Source organism: Streptomyces sp. D2-8 (assembly GCF_023184515.1).
GTDB lineage: Bacteria > Actinomycetota > Actinomycetes > Streptomycetales > Streptomycetaceae > Streptomyces.
In genome coordinates, this window is record NZ_JAAHBP010000003.1 from 309,622 (window position 1) to 326,625 (window position 17,004).

Annotated in this window: 12 protein-coding genes; 4 read left to right on the plus strand and 8 right to left on the minus strand. The window is 72.6% G+C overall.

What is annotated here, in order from left to right:
* Positions 1-176: 176 nt before the first annotated feature.
* Genes G3I77_RS07785 through G3I77_RS07795 form a run of 3 tightly spaced genes read left to right on the plus strand, consistent with a single transcriptional unit; the run spans position 177 to position 4,565 of the window.
* Positions 177-2,006: a glycosyltransferase gene (locus G3I77_RS07785; protein ID WP_248501874.1), complete on the plus strand. Its 1,830-nt coding sequence runs from the start codon at positions 177-179 to the stop codon at positions 2,004-2,006.
* Entirely contained in the window at positions 2,003-3,739 is a 1,737-nt protein-coding gene (locus G3I77_RS07790; RefSeq protein ID WP_308311364.1) for an NAD(P)-binding domain-containing protein, read from the plus strand. The genes G3I77_RS07785 and G3I77_RS07790 overlap by 4 nt, the downstream gene beginning before the upstream one ends.
* Positions 3,740-3,743: 4 nt before the next feature.
* Positions 3,744-4,565, plus strand: a complete 822-nt coding sequence (locus G3I77_RS07795; RefSeq protein ID WP_248501875.1) for a glycoside hydrolase family 16 protein — start codon at positions 3,744-3,746, stop codon at positions 4,563-4,565.
* A 7-nt stretch (positions 4,566-4,572) separates the two neighbouring features.
* Here G3I77_RS07795 and G3I77_RS07800 read toward each other — a convergent pair whose 3' ends face one another.
* The 5 genes from G3I77_RS07800 to G3I77_RS07820 are packed head-to-tail and all read right to left on the minus strand — an operon-like array spanning position 4,573 to position 9,870.
* Positions 4,573-5,397, minus strand: a complete 825-nt coding sequence (locus G3I77_RS07800) for a polysaccharide deacetylase family protein (RefSeq protein WP_248501876.1) — start codon at positions 5,395-5,397, stop codon at positions 4,573-4,575.
* Entirely contained in the window at positions 5,394-6,368 is a 975-nt protein-coding gene (locus tag G3I77_RS07805) for a glycosyltransferase family 2 protein (protein ID WP_248501878.1), read from the minus strand. The genes G3I77_RS07800 and G3I77_RS07805 overlap by 4 nt, the downstream gene beginning before the upstream one ends.
* Positions 6,365-7,750 carry a lipopolysaccharide biosynthesis protein gene (locus G3I77_RS07810; protein WP_248501879.1) on the minus strand — a complete coding sequence of 462 codons (1,386 nt, stop codon included), beginning with the start codon at positions 7,748-7,750 and terminating at the stop codon, positions 6,365-6,367. The genes G3I77_RS07805 and G3I77_RS07810 overlap by 4 nt, the downstream gene beginning before the upstream one ends.
* A gap of 9 nt (positions 7,751-7,759) precedes the next feature.
* The gene (locus G3I77_RS07815) at positions 7,760-9,046 is read right to left on the minus strand and encodes a glycosyltransferase family 2 protein (RefSeq protein ID WP_248501880.1); all 1,287 of its coding nucleotides are present in this window, start codon (positions 9,044-9,046) and stop codon (positions 7,760-7,762) included.
* Positions 9,043-9,870 carry a glycosyltransferase family 2 protein gene (locus G3I77_RS07820; RefSeq protein ID WP_248501881.1) on the minus strand — a complete coding sequence of 276 codons (828 nt, stop codon included), beginning with the start codon at positions 9,868-9,870 and terminating at the stop codon, positions 9,043-9,045. Before G3I77_RS07820 ends, G3I77_RS07815 begins: the two co-directional genes overlap by 4 nt.
* 193 nt (positions 9,871-10,063) lie before the next feature.
* Between G3I77_RS07820 and G3I77_RS07825 the strand changes: the two genes are divergently transcribed.
* Positions 10,064-11,872, plus strand: a complete 1,809-nt coding sequence (locus G3I77_RS07825; RefSeq protein ID WP_248501882.1) for a glycoside hydrolase family 15 protein — start codon at positions 10,064-10,066, stop codon at positions 11,870-11,872.
* An 18-nt stretch (positions 11,873-11,890) separates the two neighbouring features.
* Here G3I77_RS07825 and G3I77_RS07830 read toward each other — a convergent pair whose 3' ends face one another.
* From G3I77_RS07830 to G3I77_RS07840, 3 genes are all read right to left on the minus strand, one after another.
* Complete coding sequence (locus tag G3I77_RS07830) at positions 11,891-15,037, minus strand: bifunctional diguanylate cyclase/phosphodiesterase (protein WP_248501883.1); 3,147 nt, start codon at positions 15,035-15,037, stop codon at positions 11,891-11,893.
* 6 nt (positions 15,038-15,043) lie between these two features.
* Positions 15,044-16,141 carry a UDP-glucose 4-epimerase GalE gene (galE, locus tag G3I77_RS07835; protein WP_248501884.1) on the minus strand — a complete coding sequence of 366 codons (1,098 nt, stop codon included), beginning with the start codon at positions 16,139-16,141 and terminating at the stop codon, positions 15,044-15,046.
* Positions 16,142-16,218: 77 nt separating this feature from the next.
* Positions 16,219-17,004 carry a GntR family transcriptional regulator gene (locus tag G3I77_RS07840; protein ID WP_248501885.1) on the minus strand — a complete coding sequence of 262 codons (786 nt, stop codon included), beginning with the start codon at positions 17,002-17,004 and terminating at the stop codon, positions 16,219-16,221.

The following is a 17,004-nucleotide window of genomic DNA, read 5'->3' on the forward strand; positions in this document are numbered from 1 at the left end:
TCTCCTCTGACGGTCGGTCCATCCGCGCTGCCGGTCGCAGCAAACGGCAGTAACGTAACTTTTAGCACTTATGCCGCATATTGGCGGCATGGATCGCTGGTGTGTGCCGATGGAGGAAGCGCCGCGGATGGCGCCCTTGGCCCGGTCGTCGCACCCGCTGTGCGGGAGGCATATCCATGGGCAAGCGTTCGCCGCTGACGATCGGTCAGTGGGCGCCGCGTGCTCCCCTGGAGACGAGGCGACCCGATGGGACGCCGGTCGGGTCGTCGGGCCGGCGGCGGACGACGGCACCGCAGTGGGCGGTCCGGGCCGCCCTGCCCCTCGCGCTCGTCCTGTGGCTGCTCTCCCTGCGCCACGTGAATCTGAACGCCATGACCGACCTGGGCCTGCTCCAGGTGCTTCCGGTGCTCTTCTGGGTCGCCCTCGGGCTGCTCGCCGTCGGCTTCTGCGTGGCCCTGTCCGACCGGCGGACCCGGGGCGGCTGGTTCGCCGCCTACGTCCTCGGTCTGATCGCGATCCTGCACGCCACCCCCGCGCTGCTGTACCCCACCCTGCGCTACGGCTGGGCGTGGAAGCACGTCGCCGTCGTGGACGCCATGATCCGCAACGGCGGCAGCGTGCCCGGCGCGGAGAAACTCGACGTCTACGACCAATGGCCGGGCTTCTTCCACCTGAACGCACTGGTGGTGCAGGCCACCGGCCTGGAGTCGGCGCTCGGCTACGCGGTGTGGGCCCCGCCCGTCAACAACGTCCTGCTGCTCGCCCCGCTGCTGCTGATCTACCGGGCCGTGACCACGAACCGGAGGCTGATCTGGGGAGCAGTCTGGATCTTCTACTCCTGCTCGTGGGTCGGGCAGGACTACTTCGCGCCCCAGGCGTTCGCGTTCCTGCTCTTCGTCACCCTGATCGCCCTCCTGATGGGTCAGCTGCGGGCCTTCGCCGAGCGGCCACCGGGCGACCGGGCCAGGGCATGGCCCGTCGGCAGATTCCTGCTCGTCGTGCTGATCATGGGCGTGATCGTCTGCTCGCACCCGCTGACCCCGCTGATGATGGTCAGCGCCCTGGTCGCCCTGTCCCTCCCGCGCCGCAACCGGCGGGTGCTGCTGCCGGTGCTGGGCGCCGGGGTGCTGCTGACCGTCGTCTGGGACGCCACCGTCGCGCGCCCGTTCGTCTCGGCCAATCTGAGCGAGTTCGTCGGCGCGCTGCTGGAACCCGACTCCAACGTGGTCTCCGGACTGGCGACCCTGGGTGCCGCCGCGCCCGGGCAGGTACAGGTCTCCTGGATCGACCGCGGCCTGTCCGCCGCGGTGTTCCTGCTGGCGGCCCTCGCCTTCGTCAGGCGCCGCTGGATCCGCCGTACCGGCATGCCGCTGCTCGTCCTGGCCCCCATGCCGGTCCTGATCGCGAACTCCTACGGCGGCGAGATGATCTTCCGCGCCTACCTGTTCGCGCTGCCTGCCGCCGCCCTGCTCATCTCGGCCCTGCTGTTCGAGTCCCGAAGACACCCACGGCTGCGCGTGTTCCTGGTCGCCCCGCTGCTGCTGGCGATGCTCGGCGGGCTGCTCTTCGGCTACTACGGCAAGGAGTCGGCCAACTACTTCACGAAGCAGGAGGTGGCGGCCACTCACTTCGTCACGGCCACCACGCCTCCCGGGTCCCTCATCGTCTCCCTCACGTCGGACGTGCCCGGCCTGGAGATGAACTACGACAAGCATCCGCGCATCCAGCTCAACGAACAGGACTTGAAGGTGCGCCAGCGGCTGGTGGACAACCCGATCGAGGGGATGGAGCCGTTCATCGACGGTGCCACCGTGCGCGAACCGGCCTACATCGTGCTGAGCCGCGCCCAGGCCGCCGAGTGCTACCTCAACGGGACGCTGCCCGCCGACACCATGCGGCGTATGGACGAGGCGATGTCGAACACCTGGGGCTTCGTGCGCGTGTTCCGCAACGAGGACGCCGTGGTCTTCCGCTACCAGAACCCAGACGCGGGAGAGGCGCCATGACCACCCTCCCCCTGAGCCTTCCGCCGCGCTGGAGATGGCCGCTGCGCATCGCACTCGCGCTGTCCGGCTGGCTCGCGCTCGCCGCGACCCTGGCCCTGCCCGGCGCGGGCGTCTGGCGCACGCTGGTCGTCTGCGTGTTCCTGCTGCTGTGCCCGGGGTTCGCGGCCACGCGGTGGGCGAGGCCCACGCCCTGGCACGAGAGGGGCTGGCCGTTCGTCGTGGAGACCGCGTTCCTCGCCGTGCTGCTCAGCCTGTGCCTGGCGGTCCTCGCGGTGGAGCCGTTCTACCTCAGCGAAACCTTCACCACCACGCGGGTGATCAGCACCCTCGCGGCCATGACCTCGCTGCTGGCGCTGCTGCCCACACCGGGCAGTCGCCGGCCCGGCGCGCGGCCCACCGCCCCGGACGACGCACCGTCACCCCCCGGCACCCGGCCCGCCCCGGCGACGGACAGCCAGCACGAGCCGGGCACCACGGCACGGACGGCACCCGGAACCCCGCCCCCGCGGCCGCGGAGCCCCGGCCCGCCGGGCGACCGGGGCACCGTCGCCGTCGTCGGAGCCGGTCCGTACGGCCTGGCCACCGCCTGCCACTTGCAGGCCGCCCCGGTACGGCTGCGCGTCTTCGGGCAGACCATGGAGTCGTGGCGGGCCCACATGCCCGACGGCATGCTCCTGCAGACCGGCCCGGCCGCCTCGGCGATCGCGACACCGCGGCACGGCTACGCCCTCGCGGACTTCCGCGCGGCCCGTGGCCTGGCCGGGGCCGACGACAACCGTCCGGTGCCGCTCGCCGAGTACGTCGACTACGGACGCTGGTTCCAGGAGCATCTGGTGCCCGAACTGGAGCCGTGCCGGGTACGCCGGATCCGCGCCGCCGAGGGCGGCTTCCGGCTGCTCCTCGACTCCGGTGAGGAACCGCTCGCCGCCTCCGTGGTACTCGCCACCGGCGCGGTGCCCTACGCCTACGTCCCCCGGGCGCTGCGGGCGTGCGCCGAGGAAGGGCTCGCCTCGCACACCAGTCAGCACCGGGATCTGCGCCGCTTCACCGGGGAGCGCGTGGCCGTCCTCGGGGCCGGGCAGTCCGCCCTCGAGTTCGCGACCCTGCTGTACGAGGCCCGGGCCCGGCCCACCGTCGTGGCCCGCACGTCGGCCGTGGTCTTCGACCCCCCGCCGCCGAACGGAACGGGCGACCGGTCCCGGCTGCGGGGGCCCGGCTCCCCGCTCGGCCGCGGACGCCCGCTGCTGGGTGCCGTCAGCCGGGGCGGGGCGGCCTACCGCCGCCTCCCCGCGCCGCTGCGCATGGAGTTGCTGCGCACCGTACCGCGACCGTCCGGGGCCTGGTGGCTGAAGGAGCGGGCGGCCGGCCGGTTCCCGGTCCTGTGCGGCCGCACGCTGGTCCGCGCCGAGCCGGGGTACGGGGTGGTCCGGCTGCGGCTGCTCGACGAGTACGGCCGGCCGGAGGACATCGTGGTCGACCACGTCCTGGCCGCCACGGGCTACCGGGTCGACATCCGCCGCCTGGACCTTCTCGATCCGGGCCTGAGACAGTCGCTGCGGGTCTTCGCCGGAGCGCCGGTGCTGACCTCCGGGTTCGAGTCCTCGACGCCCGGCCTGTACTTCACCGGGCTTGCGGCGGCCCCGAGTTTCGGGCCGTTGCTGCGGTTCGTCGCCGGCACCGGCTTCGCCGCCCGCCGGCTCACCGCCGCCGTGACGGCCGGGAAACGGCGGTAGCCCCGTGCGCGCGCGACGACTGCGCCCCGCCCTGGCCGCGCTGGCACTGGTGCTGGCCCTGGGCTGCGGCGCCACCGATCCGGACGCGGAGGTGTCCAGGCCGAAGCCCGTGCCGCAGGACTGGAAACTGACGTTCCACGACGAGTTCGACGGCTCGGAACTCGACACCGACCGCTGGGCGACCTGCTACGACTGGAACCAGGACGGCTGCACCAACAGCGGCAACGACGAGAAGCAGTGGTACCTGCCCGGCCAGGTGTCCGTCCGCGACGGCCTGCTCAGCCTGGACGCCGAGCGGCGCGAGACACGGGGCAGCGACGACAAGACGTACCCCTGGCGGTCCGGCATGATCTCGACCGGCCGGGACGACTGGTACGGCGACCCCCGGCACGTCTTCACCTACGGATACTTCGAGGCGTCCATCCGCATCCCCGGACAGGCGGGCATGTTCCCGGCGTTCTGGATGATGCCCGCGTCCAAGTTCACGCCCCCCGAGCTCGACATCATGGAGTTCCTCGGCGGCACCGACCGGGTCTTCATGTACGCGCACTGGCGCAGCCCCGACGGCGAGGAGCGGGCCCGCGGCACCTACGGCCCCGTCCCGTTCCCGGACGAGCACCACGTGTTCGGCATGCTCTGGACCCCCGACGAGGTGAGCTGGTACGTCGACGGGGTCCGGCGCTTCCGGGTGACCGAGCCCGAGCGGATCCCGCACGTGCCCATGGAGGTTCTGGTCAATCTCGCCGTCGGAGTGCCGAAGTCGCCGCCCCCCTCGGTGGAGTCGGCCCGGATGACGGTGGACTGGGTGCGCGTCTGGCAGGAGTGAAGGAGCCTCACCGAGCGGGCGTGGGCAGCGACGGGTAGGGGCGGTCGATGCCGGCCCGCAGCCGCCGGTAGCCTCGCCAGGCCCGTGTCCGGACCCGCTCGGGGAACGGCGCGACGGGCGCCCCGGTGCCCTGGACCCAGGCCAGGAACCGGTCCCGTGCGGTGTCGGCACGCACCATCAGCCGGGCGATGCGCAGCACTTCGTCCGCGCCGGAGCTGAAGCCGTACCGGACGGCCGTCGCCGAGGTCCAGCCCGCCTCGTCCACCAGCCGGCGGACCGTGCGGTCGGAGTAGCCGTGGGGGTAGGCGAAGGCGTCGACGCGATGCCCGAGGGCGTCCTCCAGACGGGCCTTGCAACCCTCGACCTCCTCCCGGGCGGCCTGCCGGGGGACGGTGTCCAGCTGCGGGTGGCTCAAGGTGTGCCCGCCGATCTCGACGAGCGGGTCCAGCTCCCGTACCTGACGCCAGGTCAGCATCGGCGCGGGCGGGAGGAGACTGCCCTTCTCCGGCGGCCAGGACAGTCCGCCCAGCGCGCCCGTCGTGACGTAGAGGGTCGCCGGCAGCCCCCGGGCGGCGAGCAGCGGCGCCACGGTGGAGTGGAAGTCGGCGAACCCGTCGTCGAAGGTCAGCACGGCCGACCGGGCCGGCAGCGGCGGACCGCCGCGCAGCGCGGCGGTCAGGCGCCGCAGCGGGACGACCTCCCGGCCGTGCTCCGCGAGCAGGTCGAGCTGCTCGGCGAAGACACGCGGGCACACGGTGAACGGGGCGATCCACGAGGGCGGGTCGGCGGATACCGAGTGATACACGAAGACGGGAACGGGCTGGTACGTCATGCCGGGCTCCCCTTCACGGGTGCGTGGTAGGCCGGTCCGGCGGGGACGGAGGCGCGCCGGGCGCGTACCGAGCCCACGACGTATCCGAGGGCGGTGGCGCCGACACCGAGAGCGAGAGCGAGGGCGGTACGCACCGGAGCGGACCGGCCCGGGCGCAGGGCCTCACGGAAGGCGCGCGGGATGGTCGACGTGAGGAAGGCGCGCTCGCTGGACAGGGAGGCGGGGCCGTCGCTGTACCGGGCCACCAGGGCCTTGGAGAGTCCCTCGGCGTAGCAGCGCGACCGGAAGTACGACCACGTGGCGCGTGCGGCGGGGACCCGGTGCCGGACGGCGGCCGAGGGGTCGTAGAGCAGTACCGCGTCCGGGCGGCGGGAGCTGATGCGCAGGCACAGTTCCGTCTCCTCGCAGCCCAGGGGCCGCGTGCCCACCCGCCCCAGGTCGGTGCGGAAGCCGCCGGCCGTGCGGAGCGTGTCCTTGCGGAAGGACATGTTGGCCCCGATGAAGTTGCGGATCGGCGCGCGTTCTTCGGGCAGACCGCGGTACGCGCAGCCGACCACCCAGTCGAACTCCGGGGGGAACCAGGCGGGCCGGTCCGTCTCCCACCAGGGGACGACGAGCCCGCCGACCCCGAGGACCCGCGGGTCGCGGTAGTCGGCCAGCAGGCGGTCCGCCCAGGAGGGGTGGGCGGTCGCGTCGTCGTCGAGGAAGGCCACCACGTCCCCGACGGCCGCCTCGACGCCGGTGTTCCGGGCGCCGGACAGGCCCTTGCGCTGCTGGTTGGGCAGCACCCGGACGCCGTGCAGCAGACGGCCTGCGAGCCGGTGGAGTTCCGGGCAGTGGTCGACGACCAGCACGACGTCGTCCGGCGGACGGCGCTGGGACTGGACGGAGGTGATGGCGGCCTGCAGATCCTCCCAGCGGTCGAGCGTGTAGGCGCACACGACGACCGAGAGGCTCGGTGCGGTGTTCATGAGGTACTCCCGGAGGTCGTGACGTGCATCCCGGCTGCGGGGTCCAGCCAGCGGGACCGCCAGATCAGCAGGGGCGCGGCGATCAGACACTCGGCCGCCAGCCAGGCGATACCGGCACCCGTCACGCCGAACACCGGCAGCAGGAGCTGGACCATGCCCAGCACCAGCACGCACAGCGCGATCTGGAGCCCCACCACCAGGCGCATGCGGCGTCGGGCCCGCAGCACGTCCACGGTCACGCTGAACACCAGGTTGGGCAGTGCGGAGAGGGCCAGCAGACGCAGCAGGGTGGTGCCGTTCTCGGCGTAGCCCGGCCCGAACAGCTTCAGGATCCACGGGGCCCCGGCGACGATCACGGCGACACCGGCGGCCAGCATCATCCCGGAGTGGCGCAGCACCCGCAGCCCGTGCTCCGCGAGCCGTTCGGGTCGGCGCACCGCCTCGACGACCAGCGAGCTGCCCATGTTGCGCACCACCAGGAACAGCACGTAGCCGATGATCCAGGCGAGTGAGAAGTAGGCGCTCTGTTTCGCCCCGAGGGCGTTCAGCACCATCAGGGGCACGAGCGTGTAGGCGGCCATCCGGAACAGGGAGCCCGTGTAGTCGGCCGCCGCGTAGCTGAGCAGCCGCGGCGGGCGCACGGCGTCCGGGTTCTCCCGCTCGTGGCGCGGCACCGCCCGCCGCAGCAGGAGGTAGTTGGCCACGAGGAGGGAGATGAGCAGGCCTCCCGCCCAGGACAGCAGGATCCCGGTCTTCAGGACCAGGAGGGCACCACCGGCGAGCAGCGCGATCTTGACGAAGGCGAAGACCAGGTTCTCCGCCACGACCCAGCCGGGGCGGCGCATCGCCGTCAGGGCCCCGTCCTGCAGGACGAAGATGGTGTACGCGGCCGTCGCCGCCACGAACCAGACGGCGACCAGGGGGTCCCGCAGGAAGGCCAGTTCGGGCGAGATGGCGGGCACGAGCAGGACGAAGACGAGGCAGACCACGGCGCTCCACGAGGCGGTCACCGCGTAGCAGGTGAGCAGCAGTCTGCGGGTATGGCGTCCGGAGCAGGGCAGGAACCGGATCAGGAAGTCGTTGAGATTGAGCTGGCCGATGTTGGCCAGGAGCAGGGACGCGGACAGGGCGGAGTAACTCACGCCCACGACCTCGTCGTCGTACCAGTGGGTGGCGAACAACCAGAAGATCGCGCCGACTCCCGCGTTGACCAGGGAACCGATCGCCAGCAGATGGCCGTTGCGCACCAGCGGCTCGCTGGGCAGGACACGGCCGATCCCGGCGCGCACCGCCGAGGTCAGCGACCGCCCCCGGCCGGGTGTGTCCGCGGCCGCGGGTCTGTCGGCTGTCTCCTCGGGCATGGTGTCCTGGGTCGTGTACACGGTCTCTCCTCAGGCCCCGGCGCTGGCGGTGTGGTTCCGCCGGCGGCTGCGCAGATAGCCGATCGGCCCGTACAGCAGGCCGCGCAGTTCCAGGCGGGCGAGCCGTCGCGTCCGGGTGGTGTCCGCCTCCGCTGCACGGTGCGTCCGGGCCAGGGCGTACCGGACGCCCCGGGGCAGCCTGCGCAGCAGGGCCGGGATCATGCGGGGCTCGTTCACCAGGGCGCCGGTGAGGTACGCGCCGAGCCCGGCCCCGTAGCCGAACGCCTGGGCGTCCAGGGCGTCTTGTGTGCGGCGGTGGCGGTGCCAGACGATCGCGTCCGGCTGATAGGCCAGGGTGTGACCGGCCGTCAGGATCCGGAAGAAGGCGAGCAGGTCGTCGCCGCCGTGGGCCGGCGTTCCGGTGCCCGTGGCCGGGTCGAAGCCGCCCAGCGCCCGCAGCGCGGACCTGCGGAAGGCCATGTTGGTGCCGGAGCCGAAGCGCCCCGCCGTGAACGGGAACAGGGGGTCCTTCGGCGGGTTGCGCAGGGACCAGGTGCGCGGTGCGTACCCCTTGGCGAAACCGCCATGGCGCTCCAGCGCCGCCTGGGCCGCGGTCTCCAGCTCGGCCGGGAGGATGAGTCCGGTGACGCAGCCGACACCGGGCTCCCGGGCGAAGCCCTCCGCGATCGCGGTGAGCCAGCCCGGGTCGACCAGGGTGTCGTCGTCGGTGAAGGCGGCGATCTCGCAGCGGGCGGCGGCCAGGCCCCGGTTGTGCGCGTGGGCCAGGCCCGCCACCGGCTCCCGGACGTAGCGGACCCGGCTCCCGTACACGTCGCGGACCAGCCGCTCGGCCGCGTCGTCGGCCGGGGCGTTGTCCACGACGATCACCTCGAAGTGCGGATAGTCCACCCGCAGCAGGGAGTTCAGGCACTCCCCGAGCATCCGTGGCCGGTTGTGCGTCGCGACGATCACGCTCATGGACGGCGGCGCGAGCACGGGTGCCCGGGCGAACCCTCCCGTGCGCGGGAGCAGGAACCGCTCCCGCGCCGTGTCCGCCGCCGACCGCCACAGGTCCTCGGGCGTGCCGCCCTCTTCGCCGGCCGCCGTGACCAGCCCCAGGGGGCGGCCGCGCAGCCGCACCAGGGCCAGCACCGGTCCCGTCGGGCGGACCGGTCCCGGGCCCCCGGGCCGGCGGAACTCGTGGGGTCGCGTCAGATCCATGTCGACGACCCCGACCGGCGCGTACGCCGGCCCGGCCGGACCTGGATGCGTCGCCGGGGGGCGGGAAGCGGCCGCCGGGCGCCGGGTGGCGCTCATGCCGGGCTCCCGCCGGAGCGTGTGGCGGTCCGGGCCCCGGGCCGCTCGGACAGCAGCGTGCGCAGCACCCGGCGGCCGTCCGAGATCGCGTGCAGGTTGGAACGTCCGCTGCGCCGGGGCAGTTCGAGGCTCGGGACCTCGGCGATGCGCAGTCCCGAACGCAGGGCGTGCGCGATCATCTCGGTCTCGATCTCGAACCCCGAGGAGTGCAGGTCGAGGTCGTCGAGGAAGTCCCGGCGGAAGGCGCAGAACCCGTAGCACAGGTCCGTCAGCTTGGCGTCGTAGAGGTGGTTCACGGCGGCCAGCAGCATCTGGTTGCCGAGCCGCCGGATGCGCGTGATGTCGAGGGAGCCGCCGCCGGCGATGAACCGGGAGCCCTTGACGAAGTCGAAGCCGTTGTCGAGGAAGTGCAGGTAGTGCGGGATCTCCCCGGGGAGCATGCTGCCGTCCGCGTCCATCATCACGATGTGGTCGCCGGTCGCGGAGAGGAAGCCGGTGCGCAGGGCGTTGCCCTTGCCCGGGCCGCTCTGCTCGACGTGGCGGACGGTCGGCAGGCACCGGGTCGCCATGTGCACCGTGCAGTCGACGGAGTCCCCGTCGACCAGGATGACCTCGTCGACGCAGTCCGGGATCTGCTCGAAGACCCAGGGGATGTTGCGCGCCTCGTTGCGGGCGGGGACGACCAGGCTCACGGTGGCGCGGGGCGGCGGACGGTCCCCGGACCGGCGCAGGGGGTGTGCGGCCCGGTCGGCGTGCGCGGAGCCGTTGCTGCCGGCCTGGGCGACGAAGGAGGGGTGCTCGGTCAGATTCTGCGTATTTGTCATGATGCCGTGTCTTCCGGTGGAGCGTCCCCCGTGGAGGAGACGCCATATATTTACGGCGTATACGTACATCTTGCCCCTTTTGTCCCTGAGGTCAAGAGCTGTGCTTCTCCCGCGGCCGGGGAAGCCTGTGCCGGGTGCTTTGTCCGGCGTAGGCTGGAAGGAGGCAAAGTGCACGTCGGCGTAGCCCCCGATCATGAATGCACCCATCGAGGAATACGCCCTCGTCAGCGATCTGGAGACGGCCGCCATGGTCGGCCGGGACGGGTCGATCGACTGGCTCTGCTTGCCGCGCTTCGACTCCCCGGCCTGCCTGGCGGCCCTGCTGGGCACCGAGGACAACGGACGCTGGCGCCTGGCCCCCGTCTCCGGCGGCTGCTGCACGCGCCGCTCCTATCGCGCCGACACGCTGGTCCTCGACTCCGTCTGGGAGACCCCCACGGGGACGGTGCGCGTCACCGACGTCATGCCTCCGCGGGCCGACGTGCCGTGCATCGTCCGGCTCGTCGAGGGCCTGTCCGGCACCGTGGACCTGCGCAGCGACCTGCGGCTCCGCTTCCACCAGGGCCGGATCGTGCCCTGGGTCCGGGACGTCGGCCACTGCACCGTCGCGGTCGCCGGCCCGGACGCCGTCTGGCTCGGCGCCGACGGCCATGTGCGGGACCGGGGCGACCAGGACGCCACCGTCTGGGAATTCACCGTCACGGCCGGGCGCCGGTTCGCCCTCACCCTGGGGTGGACCCCCTCGCACCGCCCCGCCCCGCCCTCGCCCATGTCCGTCCCGGCGGAGACCGCCGTGAAGGAGACCGTCGACTTCTGGCGCCGCTGGGCCGCCCAGTGCCGCTACCAGGGACCGTGGCGGGACGCCGTGGTGCGCTCCCTCATCACCCTCAAGGCCCTCACCTACGCCCCCACGGGCGGCATCGTCGCCGCCCCCACCACCTCGCTGCCCGGACGCATCGGCGGTGAGAGCAACTGGGACTACCGGTTCTGCTGGCTGCGCGACTCCAGCCGGACCCTGTCCTGCCTGCTGCGCAGTGGATACCGGGACGAGGCCACGGCCTGGCTGGACTGGCTGGTGCGGGCCATCGCGGGTGACCCCGCCGACCTGCAGACGGTCTACGGCGTCAAGGGGCAGCGGCTGCTGCCCGAGACCGAGGCACCCTGGCTGCCCGGCTACGAGGGCTCCCAGCCCGTGAGGTTCGGGACCTCGGCGGTCAGCTGCTTCCAGCTGGACCTGTACGGCGAAGTCATGGACACGCTGTGGCTGTCGCTGCGTGCCGGGATCCCGATGCCGGCCCATGTGTGGGAGCTGGTCGAGTCGCTCATGGGATTCCTGCTGCGGCACTGGCGCGAACCGGACCAGGGCCTGTGGCAGGTGGGCGGCCGGCGACGCCAGTTCGTGCACTCCAAGGTCATGACGTGGGTGGCCGCCGACCGCGCCGTGCGCATGGGCGAGCTGCTCGGGCGCAACGGCTCCTCCGGGCAGTGGCGGGCCATGCGCGACGAGGTGCACCGGGAGGTCTGCCGGGAGGGCTGGGACACCGCCCAGCGGTCCTTCGTGCGGTCCTACGGAGCACCCGGCCTGGACGCCTCGGCGCTGCTCATCCCCCGGGTCGGGTTCCTGCCCGCCCGCGACGAGCGGGTGTCCGGCACCGTGCGCGCACTGAGCCGGCTCGATCACGGGGGGTTCGTCCGGCGGTACACACAGGGCGCCGGGTCGGGTGAAGCGGACGACGCCGAGGGCACTTTCGTCTCCTGCTCCCTCTGGTACGCCGACGCCCTCGCCGCCACAGGGCACCGCCGGCAGGCCCAGGAGGCCTTCGAGCGGGTCCTCGCCACCCGCAACGACGTCGGTCTGCTGGCCGAGCAGTGGGACCCGGTCGCGGGCCGTCAACTGGGCAACGCGCCCAAGGCGTTCAGCCACATCGCGCTGGTGGAGACGGCGTTCGGACTGTCACCGGCGTCCCCGTGGAGCCGGCGAAGTCCGACGGCCCGCTGGTGAAGCCGGCGGTCCTCGCCCTCAACTCGCCTCCCGCCGCCCGTCGTTCCGCTGCCGCAGCACGGCCTCGCTCTGCTCCAGGGTCAAGGGCCGGGCGAACAGGAAGCCCTGTCCGTACCGGCATCCGATGTCCGCCAGCAGTTCCTGCTGCGGCTCCTCCTCGATGCCCTCGGCGATCACCTGGAGGCCCAGGGTGTCGGCGAGATGGACGATGCCCTCGACCAGGGCGACCTGCTGGGGGTCCTGCGGGATGCCGTCGATGAACGACTTGTCGATCTTCAGTACGTCGATGGGGAAGTCACGGAGATAGCGCAGCGAGGAGAACCCGGTGCCGAAGTCGTCGACCGCGATACGCACCCCGCGGTCCTTCAGCGCCTGGATCTGCGCACCGATCTGCTCGGTCCACCGCATGAGCACCGACTCGGTGAGCTCCAGTTGCAGCGTGCCCGCGGCGAGGCCGGTGGTGTCCAGGGCGGTGCACACCTCGTCCAGGAAGCTGGTGTCCCGCCACTGCCGGGCCGACACGTTGACGCTGAGGTACGGCGGGCCGAACCCCGGCGTGCGGTGCTGGAGCCGGGCGAGGTCGGCCGTGGCCCTGCGCAGCACCCAGGCGCCCAGCGCCGAGATGTGCCCGGTCTCCTCGGCGAGCGGGATGAACTGGCCCGGGGGTACCGGGTCGGGCCCGAACTCCGGCCAGCGGAGCAGGGCCTCGAATCCCACGACGTCGCCGCGCGCGATGTCCACCACCGGCTGATAGCGCACGCCGAACTGCTCCTTGGCGACGGCCTGGTCGAGCCGTGCCTGCAGGTCGTGCCGCTCCACCACACGAATCCGCTGCTGGGGCCGGAACCGGCGCCAGGTGCGCTTGCCGGACGTCTTGGCCGCGTAGAGGGCCAGGTCGGCCAGTGCCAGCAGGTCCCCGGCGTTCGTGCTGTCCTGAGCCGTGGCCACGCCGACGCTGGCCGAGACGCTCACCGTCTCCACGTCCAGATGGAACGGCCGGCTCAGCGTCCGGACCACGTGGGCGGCCAGCACTTCGGCGTCGAGGGGCTGCTCCGCGTCCTCCATCAGCACGGCGAACTCGTCGCCGCCGAGCCGCGCCGCGGTGTCGGTACGGCGCAGCGTCCCCGACAGGCGCTCGGCCACGGCACACAGCAGCCGGTCGCCGACCGAGTGGCCGAGCGTGTCGTTGACGATCTTGAAGTCGTCCAGGTCGACGAAGAGCAGACAGGTGCTCGTCGACTCCCGGTGGCCCCGGCGCAGCGCGCGTTCGGTCCGCTCCAGCAGCAGGGCGCGGTTGGGCAGGCCGGTCAGGGAGTCGTGGAAGGCCCTCCGGGTGAGTTCCTGCTCCAGCTGCCGTTGCTCGGTGACGTCCCGCAGGGTGACGACCAGGCCCCCCACGGTCGGGTCCCGGCGCAGGTCGCGGCAGCGCACCTCCACCTCGATGCGGTCCGTGTCCCGGAGCACCCGCCAGCTGTCGTGCGCTTCCTGCGGGCCGTTGTCGCTCGTGGCCGCCAGGGTCCGGACGGCCCGGTCCCGTTCCCGGGGGTCTACCAGGTCCGGCAGCCGGATGCCGGTGAGTTCGGCGCTGCCGAACACGCTCGGCGCGGACGGGCTGGCGTAGCGGACGGTGGTGTCGTCGTCGACGATGAGGATGACGTCCGAGGCGTTGTGCACGAGCGTGCGGAAGTAGGCCTCGTTCTCCTTGCGGATGACTTCCCGCCGCAGAGCGATGCGTTCCGTCGCGAGCCCCGCCTGCGAGGCGAGCAGTTCCAGGGAGCCGCGCATCTCGCTGAGCTGGCGTTCGGAGCCGGCCGCCAGCAGTGCGCCCGGGAGCTCGCTTCCGGCCGGCCGCTCGGGCTGGACCATGGGGCAGAGCAGGGCGGTCTGCAGCGCGCCGAGCCGGGCGGCGATCTCGGGCCCGAGATCGTCGACCGGAACCATGACGGTGCGGCCCCGGGCCACCTCGGCGGCCTGGTCGCGCGTGGCGACGGGGCCGCCGACCCAGGCGGGGCGGTGCGCCAGACGCGTGTACAGGTCCTGGGCCTCCGCGGCCGACAGCAGCAGGGTCACGTGCGTGCCCTGCGGCCCGAACAGGTCGGTGACCGCCTCGTCGCAGACCTGCTCGATCTCCGTCGGCCAGAACGTGCCGACCAGGGACGCGGCCGCGGTGCGCAGGGCCAGCTCGCGCGTCATGGCCCGGCGGTGCGCGACGACCATCAGAGCGAGCCGGAGGATCACCAGTAGGAACAGCGCCCCGGAGAACGCGGCCAGCACGGTCGCGTCGTAGGCCAGGCCCAGGCTCTCCTCGTGGACGAGGATCGCGGGCGGGATCAGGGTCGCCGCGGCGAGCAGCAGCAGCCGGCGTCGGGGCGGCAGCGGCGACTGTGGCGGCGAGTTCGGGGCGGTCAGCCGGGCCATCGAGGGGTGCAGTGCGGCCAGGCCCCAGGCGGTGCAGAACGCGATGCCTCCGACGTCCAGCAGCGTGCCCGCCTGCCAGGAGCCGTTGAGCCGCAGGATGCCGTGCGCGATGTCGAAGCCGAACAGGGTGAGCGCGCCCAGGACGAGCAGCCGGCCGGCCCGGCCGGCGCCGGGGGCGGGGCAGCGCGAGAGCAGCCGGACCAGCAGGGCCAGCACCAGGATGTCCCCGAGCGGAAGGGCGACGCTGATCGCACGCTGCTGCCAGGTCAGACCCTCCTGCCGGGCCAGCGGCTGCACCAGGTAGACCCACACCGGCAGCGCGAGCCCGCCGGTGATGACCAGGGCGTCGAGCAGGCCGGGCAGGTCACGGCCCGTCCAGCGGTAGCGCAGCAGACCGGACAGGCCCATGGCGATCAGTGGGAACACGGCGAGCCGGCAGGCGTCCGCCCAGGACGGGACCGGGTTCGACGTGGAGAGGTACGCCTCCTGCGCGGGGGAGAAGGTGCCGCCCGCGGTGAAGGCCAGCAGCCCGGCGGCGAGCAGCAGCCACGGCCGGGGCCGAGGGGGGTGGCGGACCCGCACCCCGGTCAGGACGGCCGCGACCCCGGCCAGCCCGATGAGGGCCCACAGCGGCGTACGCAGGGCGGGAACGGACACGTACGGAACGGTGAGAATCACGATCAGGACGACGTAGCCGGCCGACAGGCGTCGGGCCGGGCCGCCTCTGCCGGTCGGCGGGGGCCGCATGGCGGCCTACTCCTTCGTCTCCGGCCGCCGCGCGGTGTCCTCGTAACCGTGCGGGTTGAGCCGCTGGAAGCGCCAGGCGTCCAGGCACACGTCGGCGAGATCCCGGGTGGGATGCCAGCCCCAGGCGTGCCCCACGGCCGTCGCGTCGGCGACCAGCTCGGCGACGTCTCCGGGGCGGCGGGGCGCGATGTCGTACGGAATCGACCTGCCGCTGGCCCGGGTGAAGGCCGTGATGACGTCGAGGACCGAACTCCCCGTTCCCGCACCCAGGTTGTACACCTGCATGCCCGGCGGGCCGGCCAGGTGGTCCAGCGCGACGCGGTGCGCCTCGACGGTGTCCATGACGTGCAGATAGTCCCGGATCCCGGTGCCGTCGCGGGTCGGGTAGTCGTCACCGTAGACGGAGAGCTTCTCGCGCCGGCCGACGGCAACCTGGGCGAGGTACGGCAGCAGGTTCTCGGTGTGGCGCGGGTTCTCGCCGATGAGTCCGCTGGGGTGGGCCCCCGCCGGGACGGGGTAGCGCAGGCACCGCACGGTGTACTCGGGATGGCGCTGGCACACGTCCGCGAGGATCTGTTCGCAGATCCACTTCGAGGACGCGTACGGCGTCCCGGGCCGGATCGGGGTGGCCTCGTCGAGCGGGCCGCCTCCGGCGTCGCCGTAGAGCCAGCAGGAGGACGCGTAGACCAGCCGGTGCACCCCGTGCTCGTGCATGGTCCGCAGCAGGGCGGTGGTGCCGCCGACGTTGGTGTCGTAGTACGTAACGGGCATCCGTGTCGACAGGCCCCCCGCCTTGTGCGAGGCAAAGTGCACGACGGCGTCCACGGAGTGTCGGTCGAAAACGGCCGAGAGGGCGTGCCGATCACGGATGTCCAGCTCGTAGACGGCGCCGACGAAGCGGCCGGCGATCCGTTCCACCCGGGCGAAGACCTGCGGTGTGCTGTTGGAGTAGTCGTCGACCACGATCACTTCGTAGCCGTGGTCCAGCAGTTCCACGCAGGTGTGGCTGCCGATGAAACCGGCCCCGCCGGTGACGAGGACGGTCGAGGGCGCCCACGAGGAGCCGGCTCCTCGCGCGTTCGTCGACTTCCTCCTGCGGGCCATGCCAGCACTCTCGCGTCGGGTGGCACCGTATGTTTACGGTGTATATGTACGACTTTGCACCCGGATGCGGTGTCCGGTCAAGGCCTCACCAGCAACTGGAAGTCGAACGTGTAGCGCGCGGCCCGGTAGAGGTGCGTCCCGTACTCGACCGGGCGGCCCGTGTCGTCGTACGCCGTGCGCTGCATGGTGAGCAGCGCCGCGCCCTCCTGCTCGTCCAGGCGGGACGCCTCCTCGGCGGTCGCCGCGCGGGCCCCGATGGTCTGGCGGGCGCTGTGCAGGGTGATGCCCGCCGAGCGCATCATGCGGTACAGACCGGTCGACTCCAGGCGGGCGCCGTCGAGATCCAGCAGGGACACCGGCAGGTAGTTGCACAGCAGCGCCACCGGACGGCCGTGCGTGCGGCGCACCCGCTCCAGGACGGCCACCTCGCCGCCCTCGGGCACACCGAGGGCGGCGGCCACGTCGCAGGAGGCCGGGACGACCTCGTGGCGCACGACCTCGGTGGTCGGCGCCTGTCCGGCCGCCTCCAGGTCGTCGTAGAGGCTGCTCAGTTCCAGCGGCCGTCTGACCTGGCTGTGCACCACCTGCGTGCCCACCCCGCGCCGCCGGACCAGCAGCCCCTTGTCGACGAGGGACTGGATGGCCTGGCGGACGGTGGGGCGGGACAGGCCGAGGCGCACCGACAGGTCGACCTCGTTGCCCAGGAGGTTCCCCGGGGCGAGGACCCCGTGCTCGATCGCCGCCTCCAGCTGCTGCGCGAGCTGGTGGTAGAGCGGCACGGGACTGCCCCGGTCCAGGGCGAAGTCCAGCGAACCGAGCGCGTGGGCGGCCGTGGTACGGGCCCGGCCACCGGTCTTCGCCAT